The 21,242-nt window shown below is 64.6% G+C and carries 20 protein-coding genes; 15 read left to right on the top strand and 5 right to left on the bottom strand.

Annotated features, from left to right (window positions below; all coding sequences use genetic code 11):
• Nucleotides 1–143: 143 nt before the first annotated feature.
• The 3 genes from AAFG50_RS23000 (at nt 144) to AAFG50_RS23010 (ending at nt 2,126) form a co-directional block, all read left to right on the top strand.
• Nucleotides 144–335, top strand: coding sequence for a hypothetical protein (locus AAFG50_RS23000; protein WP_028171782.1), 192 nt, complete (start codon nt 144–146; stop codon nt 333–335).
• 193 nt (nt 336–528) lie between these two features.
• Nucleotides 529–960, top strand: coding sequence for a hypothetical protein (locus tag AAFG50_RS23005; protein WP_028171781.1), 432 nt, complete (start codon nt 529–531; stop codon nt 958–960).
• 224 nt (nt 961–1,184) lie between these two features.
• Nucleotides 1,185–2,126, top strand: coding sequence for a GAF domain-containing protein (locus AAFG50_RS23010; protein ID WP_028171779.1), 942 nt, complete (start codon nt 1,185–1,187; stop codon nt 2,124–2,126).
• A gap of 9 nt (nt 2,127–2,135) precedes the next feature.
• Here AAFG50_RS23010 and AAFG50_RS23015 read toward each other — a convergent pair whose 3' ends face one another.
• Both AAFG50_RS23015 and AAFG50_RS23020 read right to left on the bottom strand, forming a co-directional pair.
• Nucleotides 2,136–4,409, bottom strand: coding sequence for a ComEC/Rec2 family competence protein (locus AAFG50_RS23015; RefSeq protein ID WP_028171778.1), 2,274 nt, complete (start codon nt 4,407–4,409; stop codon nt 2,136–2,138).
• A 95-nt stretch (nt 4,410–4,504) separates the two neighbouring features.
• Entirely contained in the window at nt 4,505–4,738 is a 234-nt protein-coding gene (locus AAFG50_RS23020) for a DUF2171 domain-containing protein (protein WP_028171777.1), read from the bottom strand.
• Nucleotides 4,739–5,130: 392 nt separating this feature from the next.
• Here AAFG50_RS23020 and AAFG50_RS23025 point away from each other — a divergent pair, with 392 nt between their 5' ends.
• A complete protein-coding gene (locus AAFG50_RS23025) occupies nt 5,131–6,459 on the top strand; it encodes an MFS transporter (RefSeq protein ID WP_011087600.1) in 1,329 nt (442 codons plus the stop codon).
• A gap of 63 nt (nt 6,460–6,522) precedes the next feature.
• On the opposite strand, the gene AAFG50_RS23030 is transcribed toward AAFG50_RS23025, so the two are convergent.
• The gene (locus tag AAFG50_RS23030; RefSeq protein WP_039184579.1) at nt 6,523–6,885 is read right to left on the bottom strand and encodes an SPW repeat protein; all 363 of its coding nucleotides are present in this window, start codon (nt 6,883–6,885) and stop codon (nt 6,523–6,525) included.
• Between the two features lie 236 nt (nt 6,886–7,121).
• Here AAFG50_RS23030 and AAFG50_RS23035 point away from each other — a divergent pair, with 236 nt between their 5' ends.
• Together AAFG50_RS23035 and glnA are read left to right on the top strand one after the other, a co-directional pair.
• Nucleotides 7,122–7,304 (top strand): hypothetical protein, encoded by a 183-nt coding sequence (locus AAFG50_RS23035; RefSeq protein ID WP_028171775.1) that lies wholly within the window; start codon nt 7,122–7,124, stop codon nt 7,302–7,304.
• A 126-nt stretch (nt 7,305–7,430) separates the two neighbouring features.
• The gene (glnA, locus tag AAFG50_RS23040) at nt 7,431–8,861 is read left to right on the top strand and encodes a type I glutamate--ammonia ligase (RefSeq protein WP_011087603.1); all 1,431 of its coding nucleotides are present in this window, start codon (nt 7,431–7,433) and stop codon (nt 8,859–8,861) included.
• A gap of 35 nt (nt 8,862–8,896) precedes the next feature.
• Here the strand turns inward: glnA and AAFG50_RS23045 are convergent, their stop codons facing one another.
• Nucleotides 8,897–9,283: a nuclear transport factor 2 family protein gene (locus AAFG50_RS23045; RefSeq protein ID WP_028171774.1), complete on the bottom strand. Its 387-nt coding sequence runs from the start codon at nt 9,281–9,283 to the stop codon at nt 8,897–8,899.
• 7 nt (nt 9,284–9,290) lie between these two features.
• On the bottom strand, nt 9,291–10,967 hold the full coding sequence (locus AAFG50_RS23050) for a glutamine--tRNA ligase/YqeY domain fusion protein (protein WP_028171773.1): 1,677 nt from the start codon (nt 10,965–10,967) through the stop codon (nt 9,291–9,293).
• Between the two features lie 154 nt (nt 10,968–11,121).
• Between AAFG50_RS23050 and gltX the strand changes: the two genes are divergently transcribed.
• From gltX to AAFG50_RS23095, 9 genes are all read left to right on the top strand, one after another.
• Nucleotides 11,122–12,549 carry a glutamate--tRNA ligase gene (gltX, locus tag AAFG50_RS23055; protein WP_028171772.1) on the top strand — a complete coding sequence of 476 codons (1,428 nt, stop codon included), beginning with the start codon at nt 11,122–11,124 and terminating at the stop codon, nt 12,547–12,549.
• 167 nt (nt 12,550–12,716) lie between these two features.
• Nucleotides 12,717–14,021 (top strand): citrate synthase, encoded by a 1,305-nt coding sequence (gene gltA / locus AAFG50_RS23060; RefSeq protein ID WP_011087607.1) that lies wholly within the window; start codon nt 12,717–12,719, stop codon nt 14,019–14,021.
• A gap of 41 nt (nt 14,022–14,062) precedes the next feature.
• The gene (locus AAFG50_RS23065; RefSeq protein WP_028171771.1) at nt 14,063–14,827 is read left to right on the top strand and encodes a hypothetical protein; all 765 of its coding nucleotides are present in this window, start codon (nt 14,063–14,065) and stop codon (nt 14,825–14,827) included.
• Between the two features lie 147 nt (nt 14,828–14,974).
• Entirely contained in the window at nt 14,975–16,153 is a 1,179-nt protein-coding gene (locus AAFG50_RS23070) for an ROK family transcriptional regulator (RefSeq protein WP_028171770.1), read from the top strand.
• A 58-nt stretch (nt 16,154–16,211) separates the two neighbouring features.
• Nucleotides 16,212–17,498, top strand: coding sequence for an ABC transporter substrate-binding protein (locus tag AAFG50_RS23075; protein ID WP_028171769.1), 1,287 nt, complete (start codon nt 16,212–16,214; stop codon nt 17,496–17,498).
• Nucleotides 17,495–18,418 (top strand): sugar ABC transporter permease, encoded by a 924-nt coding sequence (locus tag AAFG50_RS23080; protein ID WP_028171768.1) that lies wholly within the window; start codon nt 17,495–17,497, stop codon nt 18,416–18,418. The genes AAFG50_RS23075 and AAFG50_RS23080 overlap by 4 nt, the downstream gene beginning before the upstream one ends.
• On the top strand, nt 18,411–19,268 hold the full coding sequence (locus tag AAFG50_RS23085) for a carbohydrate ABC transporter permease (RefSeq protein WP_028171767.1): 858 nt from the start codon (nt 18,411–18,413) through the stop codon (nt 19,266–19,268). Before AAFG50_RS23080 ends, AAFG50_RS23085 begins: the two co-directional genes overlap by 8 nt.
• Before the next feature lie 10 nt (nt 19,269–19,278).
• On the top strand, nt 19,279–20,394 hold the full coding sequence (gene ugpC / locus AAFG50_RS23090) for a sn-glycerol-3-phosphate ABC transporter ATP-binding protein UgpC (RefSeq protein WP_028171766.1): 1,116 nt from the start codon (nt 19,279–19,281) through the stop codon (nt 20,392–20,394).
• Complete coding sequence (locus AAFG50_RS23095; protein WP_028171765.1) at nt 20,391–21,158, top strand: SDR family oxidoreductase; 768 nt, start codon at nt 20,391–20,393, stop codon at nt 21,156–21,158. Before ugpC ends, AAFG50_RS23095 begins: the two co-directional genes overlap by 4 nt.
• Nucleotides 21,159–21,242 lie beyond the last annotated feature (84 nt).

Raw genomic sequence — 21,242 nt, forward strand, 5'->3', positions numbered from 1 at the left:
ATTGGAGCGGACGATTGTCCGCTCCGGCTGGATAGTCTTTCTGGTTTTGCTCAGATTATCCGGCCCTCCGCTAGCGCTACATCCTCGCCACGCCGCACGAAGCCCTCATCGCTTCGTGGCCCTGGAGATCGAGGAGACAATCAATGCGCAAGATCGTTTTGACGGTGGCGCTGATCGCAGCATCCGCGTCGCAAGCCTTCGCCGCACAGTCGCACCATGCCCGCAGGGCAACGCAGACGACGAGCGAGCAATTGCGCAATGCCCGCAACGCCGTCGCGCAGCCGTCGCAACCCGCCTGGCAATATTCGGGCTGGTCGGCACCTGCTGGTCGCTGACGAAGATGCACGCCAAATGCACGGAAGCGGTTTTTGTTCCTGACGCATTTGAAAAAGATATTGTGATGGCAGCCTGCGGAGCCAAGCCGCAGATTTGCCTACAACCAAGAAGACGCTAACATGCTTCCACTCTGATAGAGGCCAGTGCCTCCGAAGGAGGCGCGGGTCGCTATCCCTGAATGAGGAGCACCCGATGTGTGACTACAGCCTGCATGCCGTCGCGACGCGTCCCGCACAAGTCGGCGAGACGATCGTCACGACCACCTTCCGCGGCACCTCGACGCGCGGCTTCGCCTCCGAGGCCGACATGTCCGTCGCGGTCTGCCTGCTGCCGGGAACGGAGCTCGCCTTCGCCGACAACGTCCGCTACGACAATCGCTGGATCTGGACGCGCACCATCAACTCCCGCGTCGGCAAGTTCGGCAAGATCGATCCGCACATTCCCGATCGCCATCATGACGCGATCGAATTCCCCGACGGCAAATACGTACTCGTGACGCAACTCGTCGAAGGCCAGCGCGCGACCGTGCTGCAATTGCCGGTGACCCAGCCGGCCGGCGAGCGTGAACACAAGCCGGAGATCATCGCTGACAGGCCGACGATCACACGCCTGCCGATCGGCTGATGCACCTCCCCCCGGCGCAGAGGTCGGGGCCGGGATTGAAATTGCCATCGCCGGCCGTGGCCGGCGAGATGGTATGATTTGCGTCTTCCGGAATCCAATCCGCCGAGATCAGGCTCGCACCTGCCCATCGCACGAAGTTTGCGCGGCCCTGCCTGAATTTTGAACGTCCGTTCCGCGGCCAGATCGCCGATGCTGTCAAAGGCTTGAGGCGGCGGACACGTTCGATGAAAACCTTCATTCGCGTCGTTGAACTCTGGGTGCCGGACCGGACGCGCATGCGGCTGGAATTCGGCGGCGGCCTCTACGGCGAAGGGCTGTCTGCGTTCAAGGCCGTGAGCGAGGACTTGCGCTTCGGATACGACGAGGGCCTTCCCGGCAAGGCCTGGGCCAGCGGCCATCCCGTGATCCTCACTAAATTCGCCAACTCCTATTTCAAGCGGACCGACCAAGCGCTCGCGGCCGGCCTCACCTGTGGCGTGGCGGTGCCGGTGTTTTCAGGCGAATTCTTGCAGGCCGTCATGGTGCTGTTCTGCGGCGACGACGAGGCGCATGTCGGCGCGATCGAGCTCTGGCACAACGATCCCGATAGCTCCCACGAGATGGGGCTCGTCGACGGCTACTATGGCACCGCCGACATGTTCGAATTCAACTCCCGCCACACCAGGTTTCCCCGCGGCTTCGGCCTGCCCGGACGCACCTGGAAAGCGGGCCTGCCGCTGATCATCAAGGACCTGCACAACGCCAGGAGTTTTCTGCGCTGGGAAGACGCCGCCGAGGTCGGGATCAATCTCGGCGTCGGCGTGCCCTATCGGACCGGCACCGACCAGACCTGGGTGCTGACTTTCCTGTCCGCACAGGCGACGCCGATTGCGCGACGCTTCGAGATCTGGGTGCCGAACGAGGCCCGTTCGGCACTGGTCTTTCGCGCCGGCGATTGCAGCGCGCAGACAGACCTTGCCGCGCTCTATGCGGACAAATCCATCGGCAGGGGCGACGGCAGCATCGGCGGAGCCTGGGCCACCGGCATGCCCGCGCTCAACGACGATCTCGGGCACGACGGCTCGGCCGCAGCCGCGGAGGCCCGCGCAATCGGACTGAGCCAGATGGTGGCCCTGCCGGTAATCGGGAGTGCTGGGCTCGAAGCCGTGCTGGCCTGGTACCTGTAGCCCGTCCGCTCAATCCTCGGCCTGCATGTCCGCCTCGAACGGCGTCGCGTCCCGGGGGGCGGCCGCCTGCGGCGCAAGGCTCACGCTGAAATCGCCCTCGCCGGCGGTCGCCGGCGACCACGGACGATCGGTGCCTCTCGCTTTCACCGCCTGAACCGCAAAGCCGTCGCCGCGCCGTGTCAGAGCGAGCGCGCCTTGCGCCGCGAGTCGCTGCCGGTCGACCACCATCGCCACACAATCCGGTGGCGCCGGTCGCGCCGTCACCACCAGCGCAGCGCGGCTGCAATCATCCGCCAGAGCGTCGATGCGCAAGGCCAGCGCGACCAGGCGCCCGTCGGCGAGCGGCGTCACGCAGCCGGCCTCGTCGCACGACACGCCGGCGGCGAGCGAGGGACTACCGGCATCGCGCGGATCGGCGTCGGCAGCCAACCACTCCTTCAGCAGAAAGCCGTCCTTGTTCGCCCGGATCATTTGCAGGTGCCCGTCCCTGCCCCGCACCGCGACACTCTGGCCGTCCCCGGCGATCAGGATATCCGGCTGCCGGCCTGCCAGCCCCCAGAGGATCGCGACCAACAGCACCAGCGCGCCTGACCAGCGTAAGGGCGTGCGCAGCAGGCCCATCACGATGATCCCGAGGCTCGCCGCGATCAGCGGCGCAATGCCGAACGCCGGGATGCGGCCGACCGCGCCCGGCAGCGCGGCCACCCAGCGCGAGACCGCGACCATCCAGTCGATGCCGATCCCCATCAGCCACCAGAACACGCCGTCGAGCCCGAACGGCGCCGCGAGCAATCCGAGCAGTCCCGCCGGCATCACCAGCGCCGACACCACCGGCATCGCCCCGAGGTTGGCAAGCACGCCGAACGGGGTGACGCGGTGGAAGTGGAAGGCGGCATAGGGCGTGGTCGCAAGCCCCGCGATCAGCGAGGCCAGAAACAGCATCGCGATCTCGCGGCCGCCCCACATCGCGATGCGCGCGGTCGCCGAATGATCGGGCGAAGCGAACAGGTTCGGCATGCCGATCTGCACCAGCGCAACCAGCCCCAGCGTTGCCGCAAACGACATCTGGAAGCTCGGATGCACCAGCGCTTCGGGCGCGACCGCGAGCACGATCAACGCGGCCACGGCAAGCGTGCGGAAGGTGATGGCGCGTCGGTCGACCATGACGGCGATCAGCACCACGGCGGTCATGAAGAACGAGCGTTGCGTCGCGACCTCCGCGCCCGAGAGCAGCAGATAGAATGCGGCGGCCACCAGCGCCGCAGCCGCCGACCATTTCTTGATGGGGAAGCCGACCGCCAGTCCCGGAATCAGAGCGAGCAGCGCGCGGACCGCGAAGAACACGACGCCGGCGACCACCGCCATGTGGTAACCGGAGATCGAGAGCACATGGCCCAGCCCTGAAATGAACATGGCATCGTTGACGGGCGTGGTGATCGCGTCGCGCCGCCCCGTCAGCAGCGCCGTCGCGATCGCGCGATTGTCGCCTTCGAGCATTGCCCGGATGCGCGCGTCGATCGCATCGCGCAGGCCCTGCATGAAGGCGGCATAGCGCAGCCGCAAGCCACCGGCATCGGGCGGCACCGCAGCCGCAATCGCCCCCATCACGAAGCCGGAGGCGCCGATGCCCTGGAAAAACATGTCGCGCGAGAAATCGTAGCTGCCGGGGCGCACCGGCGAAATCGGCGGCATCAGCCGCGCCTTCAACTGCACGAAGCTGCCGACCTCCGGCGCAGTCCCCTTGCGCACCGAGAGGCGCACGCGCTCCAGCTTCACCTCGCTCCGCTGCGCCTCCATCGCGGTGACACGCAGCACGAAACGGTCGGTGCGCTCGCGGATGTCGCGCGTCTCGACGAAGCCCGACAACGACACCGAATAGAGCGGTTTTGCGAGAACGGTGTGAGCAATGCGCGCCGTCTTCCAGGTCGCCACGGCAAAACCGGCCGCAATCGCCGCGATCATGATCGCGGGGGCGAACAGCCGGCTCCGCCGCAACAGGACGGCGCCAAGCATGAGCGCGGCCGCTATCGCGGCAACGACCCACAGCACCGGCTCGTGATCGGCGGTAAAGTAGAGTGCGATGCCGCTGCCGAAGGCGACCGGCACCCACGGCAACAGCCGCCCGGCGCCGGCCTCCGCGCGCATCCATCCGCGCAGCGCCTCGACGAGTGCGGGCCAGGCGCCATAGCCCGCCGGCGCAAACCCGCCGGCCGGAGCAGCCCGGCCAACGGGCCAGGTCCCCGCAATCCCTTGGGACCGTGCTGGCCGGCCCGGCTCCGCCATTCCCTGCACCTTGCGATACGTGACGGAGGCCGAGGCTACCGGAACGTGCAGGGCGGCGAATAGCGGTACAGATCAGGAACGAACTCGATCGAGCCCTACTTTTCCTCTTCCATCGTCACGGCGACATCCGCCTTGGCCGACAGCCGGACCTTGTTGCCCTCGACGCCGGCGACGAGGCCCCTGTCGATGAAGTGATGATGGCCCCTGTGGCTGCCCTCGCCGCTGTCCTTCTTGGTCAGCTTGATCCGATGGCCTTCGACCTTGTCGACCGTGCCGATGTGGACGCCGTCGGCGCCGATGACTTCCATATGCTCTGCGATGTTCTGCATGGTGGGCTCCTCGCTCGGGACCCACACAACGCCCGAGAGGTCCTTTCCGTTCATTCGTGACACGACCGCCCGGCGCGATGGGCGACCGTTCTGTCTCTGGACGGGGGCAGCCTGGGTTCGGGTCGATTGCGCCGAAAGTCTCATAAGGGGTCGGCCTTGGCAGGACTAAACTGCTCTCCACGCCTCCCCCGCACAGACGGGCCAGGTCGTGACAGCTCGCGGTACCGAAGGCCGCCGAAGCTCTTCTCAGGTGGTTCAAGGTTCCTCTGAGACCAGGCGTTGCGGACGCAACTCGCAATTCTCGCCTGTAGCGTCGCACACCAAACGCACTCCGCGAGCGAACTGGCGCTGAAATGCGCGAGGAGTGGGTTTGAGTTTGATAGGAGCAGCACATGGCAGTTCAAGTACCGCACGATTTCCGCCGCGTGATCGTTGCTGCATCGGTGGGAAACGTCATCGAATGGTATGATTTCTATATCTTTGGCAGCCTGGCCGCCGTTCTGTCGGTCAAGTTCTTCGAGCAATCCCACCCGGTTGCAGCCCTCCTCAGCACGATCGCTCTGTTCACTGCGGGCTTCCTGATCCGCCCCCTGGGAGCCTTCCTCTTTGGATGGATGGGTGACAGGGTCGGACGAAAATATACATTCCTCATCACGCTGAGCGGAATGGGACTGGGTACGGGGGCAATCGGGTTGATCCCGACCTACCAGTCCATAGGTCTAACGGCGGCGTTCGTTCTGTTCGGCCTGCGCATGATCCAGGGTCTGTGCCTGGGCGGCGAATATGGCGGCGCCATCACCTATGTCGCGGAGCATGTGCCGGACGACAAGCGCGGCTACTACACCGGCTGGCTACAGACCTCTCCGACTCTCGGCATCGTGGTGTCGCTGGCCGTGATCGTCCTGACTCGGACCTGGTTCGGCAATCAGGTCTTCGACGAATGGGCCTGGCGCGTTCCGTTCCTGGTGTCTTTCCTGCTGGTGGCCATCGCGATCTACATTCGGCTCCAGCTCCAGGAGACGCCGATCTTCCAGGAGATCAGGGCCCGCGGCCAAATGACGACGAACCCGTGGAAGGAGGCCTTCCTCAGCTCCAACATCAAATACATCGGGATCGCGATCGTGGTCCTGATCGGACAGGGCGTGGTCTGGTACAGCGGCCAGTTCTGGGCGCTGTACTTCCTGCAGCAGGTCTCCAAGGTGGATGCGCTGACCTCGGCCTACATCGTGGGAGCCGCGCTGCTGATCGCAACGCCGAGCCTGATCTTCTTCGGCTGGCTGTCGGACCAGATCGGCCGCAAGCCGGTGATCCTGGGCGGCATGCTGCTCGCTGCGATCACGTACTATCCGCTCTATCTGTGGCTGGGAACGGTCACGCAGCCCGGCAACATCAACTATCCGACCGCGATCTTCATCATCTTCATCCTGGTTTGCTACGTCGGGATGGTGTACGGGCCGGTCGGCGCGTTTCTGGCGGAATTCTTCCCCGCCAGGATCAGGTACACGTCGGTCTCCGTGCCGTACCACATCGGCAACGGTTGGGGTGGCGGATTGGTGCCGTTCATCACCTCGGCGGCATTCGCCGCGACCGGCAGCATCGGCTACGCGCTGATCTACCCGATTGCGGTGCCTGCGGTGTGCTTCGTGCTTGCGGTCTTCCTGATGCCGGAGACTCGCAAGATCAGCATCTGGCAACCGATCGAGCCCAGAGCCGCATTGTAACGTAACCACCTCTCCTCCGGCCGCCGCCGATGGCGGTCGGAGAGAAGCCGGCAACCTCTCGTCTCAGCCGGCGCGGTGAGGCCAGTGATCGTGCCACCAGGTGCTGAAGTCGCGATCGGTCATCAATTCCCAAGCAGCGAGCAAGATCACCAATAGGCCCGACAATACGCTGCTGACCGTGGCCGATACCGGCTCATAGCCAATGGACCAAGGCGCCAGCACCAGAGCCAAGCCCAGCAGCATTTCGCCCCACTCTTCCAGGTAGGACGGGACGACAAAGGCCTCCACGGCAAACAGCATGACGCCGAGCCCGAGTGCGATGGTGATCCAGACAGCAGCCCCGGATAAGCCGAGGACGAAGGACGACAGGACCAGCCACACGCCCACCAACAGGCTACCAGCGTCTTGCCAATGTTGGATGCGCATGATGCTCACCTCCCTTCTCGTATTGATGTGGGGGCGCACCGATGAAGAATCATCCCTCCGACCTGCGCTGTGTTGCCGCGACCAGGAGCCGGCGCCCCGTCCGGCCGCCCATGCCCCGGAAAGGACCCTTGCAAGTGCGGCGCACCAGGATGCAGACTATCGGCGCTTGACAGGTGTCAATGTCTGCCGTTCTCGGCCCACCCGGTTCGCGCCCAGAACAAGAGGGAGATGACGCCATGCGCGAAATGGAAATCCACGATTATGCGCGGCAGTTGCTGGAAGCCCATGGCCCGAAGGCCATTGCGGAGGCCGCTCAAAACGCCATCGACCTCGAGCAGAAGGGCGAGCTCGAATTGGCAAAAACCTGGCGGCACATCGAAGACGCGATGAAGCTGATGCGCGGGCCACATCAAAGCTGACTGCCGTCGCGCGAAGCTTGCCTGACTGCGGCGACAACGCCGAACGTGGACCACAGTCCGTCGCGAGCCGCCAGGTTGCGGCCCAACGGCTACGCGATCTCGGGACGCTGACCTGGGAGCGAAGCCATGGTTGCGAAATGTACGACAGCCGAAGACCTCGTGAAGGCGATCACGGACGAGAAAGTCCAGATGATCGATTTGCGGTTCACCGACCTGCCGGGGGTGTGGCAACATTTTTCCGTCCCGCCGAGCGCGGTGAATGCCGATGCACTCAATGAGGGCATCGGATTCGATGGCTCATCGATCCGAGGCTTCCAGGAGATCCAGGAAAGCGACATGCTGGTCGTCGCCGATCCGACGACGGCATTCGTCGACCCCTATAGTCCGGCCAAAACGCTGGTTCTCATCTGCAACATCCGCGACCCCGTGACCGGCCAGTCCTATAGCCGGGATGCCCGCTACATCGCCCAGAAAGCCGAAATCCACCTTAAGGGCACCGGGCGCGCCGATACGAGCTATTTCGGCCCGGAAGCGGAGTTCTTCGTCTTCGACGAGGTGCGCTACGCACAGGGCATCAACTACGCCATGCACGCAGTCGACTCCAGCGAAGGCAGCTGGAACACCGGCTCCGAGGAAGGGCCGAACCTCGGCCACAAACCGCGCCCGAAGGAGGGATACTTTCCCGTTCCCCCGACCGACAGCATGCAGGCGCTACGCACCGAAATGGTGCTGACAATGGAATCTCTGGGGATCCAGATCGAGGCCCATCACCATGAAGTCGCAACCGGCGGCCAGAACGAGATCGACATGCGCTTCACCACCCTCACCCGGATGGCCGACAACCTGATGATCTACAAATACGTGGTGAAGAACACCGCGCATCAGCACGGCAAGACCGCGACATTCATGCCGAAGCCGCTGTTCGAGGACAACGCTTCGGGCATGCACGTTCACCAATCGCTCTGGAAGGGTGAGACAAATCTGTTCTACGATAAAGGTGACTACGCCGAGTTGAGCCAGCTCGGCCGCTACTATATCGGCGGGCTATTGAGCCACGCCTGGGCGTTGTGCGGGCTTTGCGCCCCCACGACGAATTCCTATCGGCGTCTGGTGCCGGGCTATGAAGCTCCGATCAACCTCGTCTACTCCCAGCGCAATCGCTCCGCCTGCTGCCGGATTCCGATGTATTCGCCGAATCCGCGCGCCAAGCGCGTCGAGTTTCGTTCGCCGGATCCGTCCTGCAATCCCTACCTGGCCTTCGCGGCAATGCTGATGGCTGGCCTCGACGGTATCGACAAGCAGATCGACCCCGGCAGCCCGATCGACAAGAATCTCTACGACCTCCCGCCTACTGAGGCGAAGGAGGTGAAGTCCACGCCAGGATCGCTGGACCAGGCGCTCGACGCGCTCGAGCGCGATCACGCATTCCTGCTGCGCGGCGACGTCTTCACCGCCGACGTGATCGAAACCTGGCTCGACTACAAGCGCAAGAAGGAGGTCGACCCGATCCGCCTGCGACCTCATCCCTACGAGTTCCATCTCTACTACGACATCTAGCGGGCGGCGACCGCACCTGGCGGAGCCCTCCGCTGCTAGATCATCGGGACCCTCGACGAGGCATGGTGATTGACGATCTTCCAGTCGGCGTCCTCGCGCGTGATGACCCAGCTCATCTTGACGACGAGTTCCGGGCGTTCGCCCGCGAAATCGAACGACACGATCGCGGCCATGTTGATGATATCAGGACCGGCCTGCGCGGCCTGCACCTCGGAAAACGCAGCACTCGGCTTGCGCCATCGCGGCAGGCCATTGAAGTAATCGGCAACGCCGTCCCTGCCCCGATAGAGCTTCGGGTTAGAGCCGAAGAAGAACGCTCTCTTGGCATAGAGCGACGACAGCGCGGCCGCATCTAGCGTCGCGAAGCCGGAGCACCATTTCGCGATGATGGCGGAAACGATGGCGTCGGCCTCACTGCTCATGAGTGCCTCAACCTTTCGCGACTTCCTTCGCGAACGTGTCGCGCAGGCCGATGGTGCGTGAAAACACCGGCTTGCCGGGCGTCGAGTCCTTGTCGCGCACGAAATAGCCCTGGCGCTCGAACTGCATCGGCTCGGTGGAATTGCTCTCCGCCACCGATGCCTCGATGCGCGCGTCGCTGAGGATCTCCAGCGACTGCGGATTGAGATCGGCGGCAAAGTTCGAGGCGTCCGGGCTCGGGTTCGCGAACAGCTGGTTGTAGATGCGGATCTCCGCCGGCTTCGACGCTGCCGCAGGCAGCCAGTGCATGGTCGCCTTCACCTTGCGGCCGTCGGGCGCATTGCCGCCCCTGGTCGCGGGATCGTAGGTGCAGCGCAGCTCCACCACCTCGCCGTTCTCGTTCTTGATCACGCCGGTGCATTTGACGAAATAGGCGTAGCGCAGCCGGACCTCGTTGCCGGGCGACAGGCGGAAGAACTTCTTGGGAGGGTTCTCCATGAAGTCGTCCTGCTCGATATAGAGCTCGCGGCCGAACGTGATCTTCCGCGTGCCGGCGGAGGGATCGTCCGGATGGTTGATCGCATCGAGCTCCTCGGTCTGCCCCTCCGGATAGTTCTCGATCACGACCTTGAGCGGCTTCAGCACCGCCATGCGGCGCTGCGCGGTGCGGTTCAGCTCCTCGCGGATGCAGAATTCGAGCATGCCGACATCGACCACGCTGTTGGCCTTGGCGACGCCGATACGCTTGACGAATTCACGCAGCGCCGCCGGCGGCACACCGCGACGGCGCATGCCCGCCATGGTCGGCATCCGCGGATCGTCCCAACCCGCGACATGGCCCTCGCGCACGAGCTGGGTCAGCACGCGCTTCGAGAGCAGCGTGTAGGTCAGGTTCAGCCGCGCGAACTCGTACTGGTGCGGCTTCGACGGCACCGGCAGCTTCTCGATGAACCAGTCGTAGAGCGGCCGGTGGTCCTCGAACTCCAGCGTGCAGATCGAGTGCGTGATGCCCTCGATCGCGTCCGACTGGCCGTGGGCATAGTCGTAGCTCGGATAGATGCACCATGCGTTGCCGGTGCGCGGATGGTGCGCATGCAGGATGCGGTACAGCACGGGATCGCGCAGATTGATGTTGCCCGCGGCCATGTCGATCTTGGCCCGCAGCACGCGCGCGCCGTTGGGGAATTCGCCCGCCTTCATGCGGCGGAACAGGTCGAGATTCTCCTCGACCGTGCGGTCGCGGAACGGCGAGTTCTTGCCGGGCTCGGTCAGCGTGCCGCGGGAGGTGCGGATCTCCTCCTGGGTCTGGTCGTCGACATAGGCGAGCCCGTCGCGGATCAGCGTCTCCGCCCATTCGTACAGGCGGTCGAAATAATCCGAGGCAAAGAACAGGTTCTTGCCCCAATCGAAGCCGAGCCAGTGCACGTCGGCCTGGATGGAATCGATATATTCCTGCTCTTCCTTGACCGGATTGGTGTCGTCGAAACGCAGATGGCAGCGACCCGGAAACTCCTGGGCGATGCCGAAATTGAGCGCGATCGACTTGGCGTGGCCGATATGCAGGTAGCCGTTCGGCTCCGGCGGGAACCGGGTCACGATCTCCCTGTATTTGGCCTGATCGAGGTCGGCCTGGATGATGTCACGAATGAAATCGCGCCCAACCTCAGCTGCCACCGGTTCTGTCATTACGAAAATCCTGTAGGGAAATCAGCGGTCCTTCTGCCAAATTCGCGAGGCTGAGCCAAGAGCTTAAGCAAGGCCTGGCAGGTCCGCCGTGGGCTTTAGTTATGCTCCGGTCCTGCTATACACCACCGCTTCCAATGCATAGGCCCTGCCAAGAATGACCGATTCCGTCGTCACCCGCTTTGCTCCCTCGCCGACCGGCTTCCTCCATATCGGGGGTGCCCGCACGGCGCTGTTCAACTGGCTCTATGCGAAGAAGCATGGCGGCAAGATGCTGCTCCGGATCGAGGACACCGACCGGGAGCGCTCCACGGAGGCGGCGATCGGCGCCATCCTCGACGGGTTGAAATGGCTCGAGCTCGGCTGGGACGGCGACGTCATCTACCAGTTCAGCCGCGCCGCCCGCCACCGCGAGGTCGCCGAGCAGCTGCTCGCCGACGGCAAGGCCTATCGCTGCTACGCCACCGCCGAGGAGCTCACCGCCATGCGTGAGAAGGCGCGCGCGGAGGGCCGCACTCGCCTCTATGACGGCATGTGGCGGGACCGCGACCCGGCCACGGCACCGAGCGACGTCAAGCCCACCATTCGCCTGCGCGCGCCGCAGACCGGCGAGACCGTGATCGAGGACCAGGTCCAGGGCCGCGTGGTCTGGCAGAACGAGAACCTCGACGACCTCGTCCTTTTGCGCGGCGATGGCAACCCGACCTACATGCTCGCGGTGGTCGTGGACGACCACGACATGGGCGTCACCCACGTCATCCGCGGCGACGACCATCTGATCAACGCCGCCCGCCAGAAGCAGATCTATGATGCGATGGGTTGGGCGCTGCCGAGCATGTCCCACATCCCCCTGATCCACGGCCCGGACGGCTCGAAGCTGTCGAAGCGCCACGGCGCGCTCGGCGTCGACGCCTACCGCGCCATGGGGTACCTGCCGGCCGCACTCCGCAACTACCTCGTGCGGCTCGGCTGGAGCCATGGCGACCAGGAGATCTTCTCGACCGAGGAGATGATCGCGGCGTTCGACCTCTCGAGCGTAGGCCGCGCCGCTGCTCGCTTCGACTTCGCCAAGCTCGAAAACCTCAACGGCCATTACATCCGCCACGCCGACGATCAATCACTCGTGAAGATGTTCGAGGATGTGCTGGACCACGTCGTGCCCAGCCGCGACGAGCTTAAGGCCAAGTTAAACGACACCACGCGCGCGCAGCTTCTCAAGGCCATGCCGGCCCTGAAGGAGCGCGCCAAGACGCTGATCGAGCTGATCGACAGCGCCTATTTCATCTTCGCCGACCGGCCCCTGGAGCTCGATCCCAAGGCGCAGGCGCTGCTGACGCCCGACAACCGCAAGCTGATCGGCCAGCTTCATTCCGCGCTGGAGAATGTCGAGACATGGAGCGGCGCCACGACGGAAGCCGCGCTGCGCGCCTTTGCCGAGGAAAATAGTCTCAAGCTTGGCGCGGTCGCCCAGCCGCTGCGGGCGGCGCTGACCGGACGGACCACGTCGCCTGGTATATTTGAGGTTTTGGACGTGCTGGGACGCCAGGAAAGTTTGGGTCGGCTTAAGGATCAGGCCAAGGACTAGGCAAGGACCAGGCTAGACGTAAGTCGAGCATGCGCGGCGCCATCTTGCAGCGCACACAGCAATAATATACCCATCTCCCCCGTACCTTCTGGAACATCCGGCCTGCCCCACCATGTTATTGGGGCCTTCCGGGTCCGGCCCGTTTCACCATACATCGGGGACCTACGATGGACGCAAAAGCAAGCAATAAGACCGCCACGCTGACGGTCGGAAACAAGAACTACGATCTCCCGATCCACAGCGGCAGCGTCGGGCCTGATGTCATCGATATCGGCAAGCTCTACGGCCAGTCGGGCCTGTTCACCTATGACCCGGGCTTCACCTCGACCGCGAGCTGCCAGTCCAAGATCACCTATATCGACGGCGACGCGGGCGTGCTGGAATACCGCGGCTATCCGATCGAGCAGCTCGCCGAGAACGGCGACTTCCTGGAGACCTGCTACCTCCTGCTCTACGGGAACCTGCCGACCGCCGCGCAGAAGAAGGATTTCGACGACCGCGTGATCCATCACACGATGGTGCACGAGCAGATGGCCCGCTTCTTCCAGGGCTTCCGCCGCGACGCCCATCCGATGGCCGTCATGGTGGCCTCCGTCGGCGCGCTCGCCGCGTTCTACCACGACTCCACCGACATCAACGACCCGAAGCAGCGCATGATCGCTTCCATGCGCATGATCGCGAAGATCCCGACGCTGGCGGCGATGGCCTACAAGTACACGATCGGCCAGCCCTTCGTGTATCCGAAGAACTCGCTGAAGTTCGCCGAGAACTTCCTGCACATGTGCTTCGCCGTGCCGTGCGAGGAGTACAAGATCAATCCGGTGCTGGCTGACGCGCTGGACAAGATCTTCATCCTGCACGCCGACCACGAGCAGAACGCCTCGACCTCGACGGTGCGCATCGCCGGCTCCTCCGGCGCCAACCCGTTCGCCTGCATCGCCGCCGGCATCGCCTGCCTCTGGGGCCCGGCCCACGGCGGCGCCAACGAAGCCGCGCTCGCGATGCTCGCCGAGATCGGTTCGGTCGACAAGATTCCGGAATTCATCGCCAAGGTGAAGGACAAGAACAGCGAAGTCCGCCTGATGGGCTTCGGTCATCGCGTCTACAAGAACTACGATCCGCGCGCCAAGATCATGCAGAAGATGTGTCACGCCGTGCTCAAGGAGACCGGCCATGGCGACGATCCGATGCTGAAGGTGGCGATGGAGCTCGAGAAGATCGCGCTCAGCGACCAGTACTTCATCGACCGCAAGCTGTACCCGAACGTCGACTTCTATTCGGGCATCACGCTGAAGGCGATGGGCTTCCCGGTCTCGATGTTCACCGTGCTGTTCGCGGTCGCCCGCACCGTCGGCTGGATCAGCCAGTGGAGCGAGATGATCGAGGATCCGCAGCAGAAGATTGGCCGTCCGCGCCAGCTCTACACCGGCGTCACCCGCCGCGACTACGTGGCGATCAAGGATCGCAAGTAAGTCTTCAGCCAGCACGGCTTTCGAAACGGCGCCATCTCACGATGGCGCCGTTTTTGTTTGGCAGGATACCGGGAACAGCGAGCAAAGCGCAGGGCGAGCCGATGCGGATCACGAACCCGGTGGAGGGATGGCTGCAGGTCGCGGCCTGTTCGCCGTTCCCCGATGCGGCCGGCGAGATGGTGCTTTATCCCCGGTGCGACATTGACGGGGTCGTCACCGCGGAGCGCATCGCGGCGACCGCCGTGCGGTACAGCGCTTACGACGTTCCCAAGCCGAAATGGCCGCGCCCCGGGACGGTGCTTCCGGTCACCCTGGACCTCGCTGATCCCACACGGTTCAGGATCGAATGGGATTTGGTGCCGACCGAGCGAGACGCGTCCGAACGGCTCGCGGAGCATTTGCGCGGCGAGCAGCAGGCCGACACGCCAAGCCGCCGGCCGTTTCCCGGCATCTGGCGCGAGGTGGAGCACTCGGCATCGTCGCCCGGTCTGGTCAATGGCCTGACGCCTCAGCAGATGGAGATTGCGCTCGCCGGCGGCGCTGGAGCCCTGGGTTTAGTCCCGACCACGGCGAAGGTGTTAACCGCGCACGAGGTGCAACCGAGCAGCGCGCCGGGCGGGACGTGGGACATTACGGTCTCGGTGAGCGACCCGAGCGGCGGGCCGGGTTGGGAAGCAGTCACGCGCATGTCATTCAGCAGTTCAAGCCGCCGCGAAAGCCGCACCGCCGTCGGGGGCGAGTTGCCAGTCCTGGTCGACCCGGACAATCGCAACCGGATCATCGTCGACGTCGCCCGTTTCTCCTGAGTGGTGTCGCTGCTCTGCGAATGCAGGTTGCGCTCATCAATCTTGTTGCCGCGCACAACAACAAGTCGGTGCCTCTCCCCCGCAAACGCTTGACAGTTGAAACGCTCCGCGCGCAAATTCTTACACTAAGTAAGAATGACGACAGGGATGGAAATGCCGGAGCAGCCGAGAAGTCGGCGGCAGACGCGGGCTGCCATTTTGACTCATCTGCTTCAGTCGGGCGGTTCGTTTCGCCCGCCTCTGGCCAAGGCCGTGCGCCTGTCGGAAGCGAGCCTGTCGCGCATCCTGTTTGATCTGAAGGCCGAAGGCCTGATCGAGGAGGTGCGGCGCCCTGCCCCTTACGTCGGCGGCCCGACGGGCCTGGTGTCGCTCGATGGTTCGGTGGCGCTTGCGGCCGTCGAGCTGACCGGCCAGTGGCTCAGCGTCGGCGTTGGGACCTTGTCGGGCGAGTTGCACTATACGGAGCGTGTGGCGCTACCGGCAAAGCCCACGGCCGAGTCCGTCGGCGGGGTGTTTCGCGAGGCGCTGACATTGCTGCGTGACTGGACGCGGCGGCGCCGCATCGCGCTTGCACAGATCGGCGTCTCCATTCCAGGCCTCGGCCGGCTGAGCATGTCGGCCAATCCGATCATCCCCTGCGACGTCGGGCGCATCGGCGCCATGCTCGCCCAGATGTTTGCCGGCGTGCCGGTGGAGTTCACCAATTCGGTCGTCGCACACGCCACCTTTCACCGCTGCCGCAGGGAGAACTATCCGTTCAGCGGCGCGCATCTCTTCGTCTTCGTCGGCCAGGGCGTCGCAGGCACCTGGGTGGACGATCCGACCGAGGCCGATGCACTCCAGCCGGTCGAACTCGGCCACATGGTGTTCGGCACCGACGGACCGCGTTGCCGCTGCGGCCATCACGGTTGCGTCGAAGCCTATACGTCGCTTCCCGCCCTGGCCGAGCTCCTTGGTGTTTCCGAGGCCGAACTGCTTCAGCTCGGCAGCGATTGGGTGACCGCGGTCCCGCTCTCGGCGCGCGCTCGCCAGGAACTGCAGCGGCGGCTGTTCCGGCTCGGGCTCGCGATCGGCAACACGCTGAACGTCAAGCCATGCCGCGGCGTTGCAATCAGTGGCTGGCCGTCGCTCCTTGCGGAGGACGATCGAAAGGCGCTGGTCGACGGCGTCGACGCCAGCCTGCTCGGCGGCCCTGAGCATGCGCAGGTGTCGCTCGCTTTCGTGCCGCCCTCGAATGGCAATGATCCCAGGGCCGCGCTGGCGTTTGCTGCGTTCTGCCTTGCTTGCCGCGGCGGTATGCCGGCCGCATCGACGGAGGCCGCCTGAGATGCCCTGAAGCTGCGCGGCTGTCGCGCAAGAGAGTTCACACCGGGAGGAACTTGCCATGCCGATCACAACAACAAGGCGCCGTCTGCTCGCTGGGTCTGCTGCCGCGCTCGCGCTGCCGGCATTTGCCCGGGCGCAAGGCGCGGTCAAGCCGCGCCTCACCGCGATCTCGCAATGGTCCGCAGGCAGCGACGGCGCGGCGATCACCGCGCTCGGCAAGAAATTCGAGGAGAAAGGCGGCGTCTGGCAGCACTCGCCCGTCCCCGGGTTCACCACCGAGATGATGAACAAGCTGCGCGCTCAGATCATTGCCGGCGATCCGCCGGCATGTTCGCAGCTCAAGGGCCCCGAGATCGCGGCCTGGTCGAAGATCGCCCCGACCGTCGATCTCGACGCTGTCGTCGCTGCTGCAGGTTACGAGAAGGTCGTCGCGCCAGACCTCGCGAAATTGCACAAGCCGGGCGGCAAGTGGATCGCGCTGCCGTTGCAGATCTACAGCACCAACATGCTGTTCCTCTCCAGGCGCGCGATGGACAAGGCCAAGGCCGACAAGATCCCGGTCACCTGGGCCGACTTCAATGATCTCGCCGAAAAGATGAAATCAGGCGGCGTCGCATATCCCGTCGCCAATGGCGGCACCCGCCCCGACGATGGGCAGAAATTCGAGGCCGCTCTGGCGGGCATCAGTCCCATCGCATACCGCGCCGCCATCATGAATCTCGAGAAGAAGACCCTGGAGGGTCCCGAGATCAAGGCCGCGTTCGCACAGGTGCGCAAGATCGCCGACTGGATGGACCCCAACGTCGGCGCCCAACACTTTTCGACCAACCTGAAGCGCTTCATCGACGGCGACATGGGCATGATGATCATGGGCGGCTGGGCGCAGGGCGTATTGCGCAATGCCGGTTTCAAGTTCGAGGACTTCATCATCGCGCCAGGCCCCAGCGACAATGCCAAGCCGGTCTTCCTGTTGAACGCCGATGCCTTCATATTCTGGCAGCGCAAGGAGCCCGACCTGCAAGCCGGCCAGACGCTGATGGCCCAGCTCGTCATGGATCCCGCGATCCAGACGATGTATTCGCAGATCACGGGATCGATCCCCGTGCGAACGGATGTCGATCTTTCCGGTGAAGGCTGGTCGGACGGTCAGCGGCGGACCGCAGCTGCTCTGAAAGATGCCATCGCCAGCAATCAGGCGGTCCTCAGCCTCGCGCACAATATGGCGCAGGAAAACGGGATGACCGCGGCGATGATCGATGTGATCACGGAGTACGTGAAGAACAAGACGATCAAGCCGGAGCAGGCGGCCACTCGCCTCGCCGAGGCCGTCGAGGGCGCACGTTGACCAACGCCGTCTCGACAAGATTGGGCCGGCCGGCGGCCTCTGACGCGGTGCGCCGGCTGCCCGAAGTTCTGACGATCTGGGTGCCGCTGCTGTTGTCGGCTGCGCACCTCATTGCGTTTTCGCTGTGGACGATCTGGATATCGTTCACGCCATCCACTCTGGTCCCGGTCTCGGGCTGGGTGGGTTTGCGCAACTATTCCGCGGTTGCGGCATCGCGAAACTGGCAGATCGCCCTCGACAATCTGCTGCTCTTTGGCAGCGCCTTCGTGTTGCTGAGTCTGGCGACCGGCCTCATGCTTGCGATCCTGCTCGATCAGCGCATTCGCGGCGAGAACCTGCTGCGATCCATCTTCCTGTACCCCCTGGCGGTGTCGTTCGTGGTCACGGGCACGGTCTGGAGCTGGCTGCTCAACCCCGGCCTTGGAATCCAGAAGCTGGTCCGCGACCTCGGCTGGACTTCCTTCCGGTTCGACTGGCTGATCGACCGCGACATGGCCATCTGGACCATTGTCATCGCTGCGATCTGGCAATCCTCGGGCTTTGCCATGGCGCTCTTCCTCGCCGGCCTCCGCTCCGTCGATGCCGACCTGATCAAGGCCGCGCAGATCGACGGCGCCGGACCGATCCGGATGTACCGCCGCGTCATCCTGCCGACGCTGTGGCCGATCACCATCACCGTCATCGTCATCCAGCTGCAGTTCGCGATTTCGACCTTCGACCTCGTCCGCGCGCTCACCAATGGCGGGCCTGGAATCGCGACGCAGCTTCCAGCGCTTGTCGTCTATGACCTGATGTTCCAGCGCAGCCTGCTCGGACGAGGAGCGGCGGCGGCAGTGCTCATGCTGCTCATTCTTCTCGCGGTGCTGCTGCCCTATGCAGCGTGGCGATATGTCCAACGGCGGCGGTCGAACCATGCGTGACCGAACCTTCGCACCAAGCCGGATTTTGATCTATCTCGTCGTTTTCTTGATCGCGGTAGCATGGCTCGCGCCACTGGCTGTTGTCGTGCTGAATTCGCTCCGCAGCAACGAGGAGATCGCGCAGGGGTCGATGATCGGCTGGCCGCAACATCTGGCCTGGAGCAATTACGCTGCCGCCTGGAGCGGTTTCTGCGTCGCCGAGACGTGCGCCGGCATCCGGCCATACGTGCTGAACTCCGCGCTCGTGACCATTCCCGCGACGATCTTCTCCACCCTGCTTGGTGCGATCGCCGGTTACGCGGTTTCGCTCTGGCGCTTTCGCGGCGACAGCTGGATTTACGGTATCGTCACGCTCGGCATCTTTCTTCCGCAGCAGATGCGTTTGCTGCCCTGGACCATCGTGCTGCGCGATACGGGCCTGATGAACACGCTGACGGGCCTGGTCGTGATCCACACGATCCAGGGGCTTTCCTTCACCACCTTGTTCTGCCGCAACTACTACACTGCCATCCCGCAGGAGTTGATAAGAGCTGCGCGTATCGATGGCGCCGGGTTCTTTCGTATTTTCTGGCGCATCATTCTGCCGCTCTCCCCGCCTATCCTGGTCGTCACCGTGATCTGGCAGTTCACGCATATCTGGAACGAGTTTCTCTATGGCGTGACATTCACAACCGGTCAGCAGCAGCCGGTCACCGCCGCGCTGATCGCGCTGTCCGCCGCGGTCGCCGATATCCCGCAGCATGGCGTGCAAAGCGCCGCGGTGATGATCGCCGCTCTGCCGACCCTGCTGATCTATCTGATCGGCGGCAAGTACTTCGTACGCGGCCTGACCGCTGGAGCCGTGAAATGATGGAGCCGTCATGGCAGCGCTGAGCATCCGTACCTTGTCAAAGCGCTACGCCAATCTGGAGGTGCTGAAGGGCATCGATCTCGATATCGAGAGCGGCGAGTTCACCGTGCTGGTGGGGCCGTCCGGCTGCGGCAAGTCCACGCTGCTCAACATCGTGGCCGGGCTCGACCGTCCGAGCGCGGGGACGATCGAGATCGGCGGACGCGTCGTCAACGACGTCCCGCCCAAGGACCGCGACATCGCCATGGTGTTCCAGTCCTACGCGCTCTATCCGTCCATGACGGTGCGCCAGAACATCACCTTCGGCATGGAATGCCGGCATGTGCCGAAGGCCGAGCAGGAGAAGGCACTGGCGAATGTGGCTCGCCTGCTCCAGATCGAACCACTGCTCGGCCGCAAGCCGTCGCAACTGTCCGGCGGCCAGCGTCAGCGCGTGGCGATGGGCCGGGCGCTGGTGCGCGATCCCCTGCTCTTCCTGTTCGACGAGCCGCTCTCCAATCTCGACGCAAAACTGCGCGTGGAGATGCGGATGGAGATCAAGCGCCTGCATCAGCGCATCGGTGCCACCATCGTCTATGTCACCCACGACCAGATTGAGGCGATGACGATGGCGACCCGGATCGCGGTGATGCATCAGGGCAGCGTGCAGCAGTTTGCCGACCCCGATACGGTGTATCGTTATCCCGCTAATCTGTTCGTCGCCCGCTTCATGGGCTCGCCGCCCATGAACACGATGCCCGCACGGCTCGATGCCGACGCCGACGGGCCGGTGGTCGTGATCGGCGCGGGACGCCCGGACGAGGTCCGTCTCCGCCTCCAGGGTTACGATGCCGCGGCGTCCTATGTCGGGCGCGAGGTGGTGCTCGGGATCAGGCCGGAATGCATCGCCGAGGGGGACCGCGTGTTCTCCGGTAGCACCGGTGCACCCGTCGTCGTCACCGCGCCGGTCGAGATGGTCGAGCCCACAGGGGCCGAGACCATCGTCCTGCTGCGGCTAGGCGGCGAGCCCGCGCAGGCGCGCATCTCGCCCGACATCCGCCCCACGCCGGGCGCCGTGGCGCCGTTCGCGCTCGACACCCGCCGCATCTGCCTGTTCGACCCCGAGACGGAGCGACTGATCGCATGACCCAGACGAGCTATGCCGGCCTCGCGGACCGCGTGGTGCTGATCACCGGTGGCGCCAGCGGCATCGGTGCCGCCTTCGTGCGCGCCTTCGCGGCCCAGGGCGCCCGCGTCGCGTTCCTCGATATCGACGAAGCGGCCGGCGGATCGCTGGTCGCGGAGGTGGCGGCCGCATCCGCCACGGCACCACTGTTCGTGCCTTGCGACCTCCTGGACATCGACGCCTTGCGCGCCGCGATCGCGCAGGTCCACGGATCGCTCGGCGATGCCGCGGTCCTCGTCAACAACGCCGCCAACGACCAGCGCCAGGTGCTGGCCGAGGTGACGCCATCCGAGTTCGACTGGATGATCGGCGTCAACCTCAAGCACGTCTTCTTCGCCGCACAAGCCGTCGTGCCGCAGATGCAGGCGCGCGGCGGCGGCTCGATCATCAACATGTCGTCGATCGCCTGGATGCGCGGCGGGCCGGCGCTGCCGGTCTACGCCGCGGCAAAGGCGGCGATCGTCGGCTTCACCAACTCACTGGCGCGGCTGGTCGGTCCCGACCGCATCCGCGTCAACGCCATTGCGCCCGGCATGGTGATCACCGAACGCCAGCGCCGGCTGTGGTATCCCGACGAGCAGACCATCGCCGAGATTCGTGCGCGTCAGGCCATTCCCGATGCAGTGACGCCCGACGACATCGCCAACATGGCGCTGTATCTCGCCTCCGATGAGAGCCAGCGCATCACGCGCCAGTGTTTTCAGGTCGACGGCGGCCTCGGCTAGCCGGTCCGCTGACCAGGACCAACTCCCCGAAGGTCGCCGCGGGCCGGTAGTTGCCTGGCGGCTTGGGCGGCAGCGGAAGATCGG

Origin of the sequence: Bradyrhizobium sp. B039, assembly GCF_038965675.1 — a bacterium.
In the GTDB taxonomy this organism is placed as follows: Bacteria; Pseudomonadota; Alphaproteobacteria; order Rhizobiales; family Xanthobacteraceae; genus Bradyrhizobium; species Bradyrhizobium diazoefficiens.

Coding starts and splice junctions, on each gene's coding strand:
- AAFG50_RS23050 (WP_028171773.1), bottom strand. CDS start 10,967: ATGACAGAACCGGTGGCAGCTGAGGTTGGGCGCGATTTCATTCGTGAC.
- glnA (WP_011087603.1), top strand. CDS start 7,431: ATGGTTGCGAAATGTACGACAGCCGAAGACCTCGTGAAGGCGATCACG.
- AAFG50_RS23000 (WP_028171782.1), top strand. CDS start 144: ATGCGCAAGATCGTTTTGACGGTGGCGCTGATCGCAGCATCCGCGTCG.
- AAFG50_RS23020 (WP_028171777.1), bottom strand. CDS start 4,738: ATGCAGAACATCGCAGAGCATATGGAAGTCATCGGCGCCGACGGCGTC.
- ugpC (WP_028171766.1), top strand. CDS start 19,279: ATGGCAGCGCTGAGCATCCGTACCTTGTCAAAGCGCTACGCCAATCTG.
- AAFG50_RS23045 (WP_028171774.1), bottom strand. CDS start 9,283: ATGAGCAGTGAGGCCGACGCCATCGTTTCCGCCATCATCGCGAAATGG.
- AAFG50_RS23035 (WP_028171775.1), top strand. CDS start 7,122: ATGCGCGAAATGGAAATCCACGATTATGCGCGGCAGTTGCTGGAAGCC.
- AAFG50_RS23025 (WP_011087600.1), top strand. CDS start 5,131: ATGGCAGTTCAAGTACCGCACGATTTCCGCCGCGTGATCGTTGCTGCA.
- AAFG50_RS23015 (WP_028171778.1), bottom strand. CDS start 4,409: ATGGCGGAGCCGGGCCGGCCAGCACGGTCCCAAGGGATTGCGGGGACC.
- gltA (WP_011087607.1), top strand. CDS start 12,717: ATGGACGCAAAAGCAAGCAATAAGACCGCCACGCTGACGGTCGGAAAC.
- AAFG50_RS23065 (WP_028171771.1), top strand. CDS start 14,063: ATGGCGCCGTTTTTGTTTGGCAGGATACCGGGAACAGCGAGCAAAGCG.
- AAFG50_RS23085 (WP_028171767.1), top strand. CDS start 18,411: ATGCGTGACCGAACCTTCGCACCAAGCCGGATTTTGATCTATCTCGTC.
- AAFG50_RS23095 (WP_028171765.1), top strand. CDS start 20,391: ATGACCCAGACGAGCTATGCCGGCCTCGCGGACCGCGTGGTGCTGATC.
- AAFG50_RS23010 (WP_028171779.1), top strand. CDS start 1,185: ATGAAAACCTTCATTCGCGTCGTTGAACTCTGGGTGCCGGACCGGACG.
- gltX (WP_028171772.1), top strand. CDS start 11,122: ATGACCGATTCCGTCGTCACCCGCTTTGCTCCCTCGCCGACCGGCTTC.
- AAFG50_RS23075 (WP_028171769.1), top strand. CDS start 16,212: ATGCCGATCACAACAACAAGGCGCCGTCTGCTCGCTGGGTCTGCTGCC.
- AAFG50_RS23070 (WP_028171770.1), top strand. CDS start 14,975: ATGGAAATGCCGGAGCAGCCGAGAAGTCGGCGGCAGACGCGGGCTGCC.
- AAFG50_RS23005 (WP_028171781.1), top strand. CDS start 529: ATGTGTGACTACAGCCTGCATGCCGTCGCGACGCGTCCCGCACAAGTC.
- AAFG50_RS23030 (WP_039184579.1), bottom strand. CDS start 6,885: ATGCGCATCCAACATTGGCAAGACGCTGGTAGCCTGTTGGTGGGCGTG.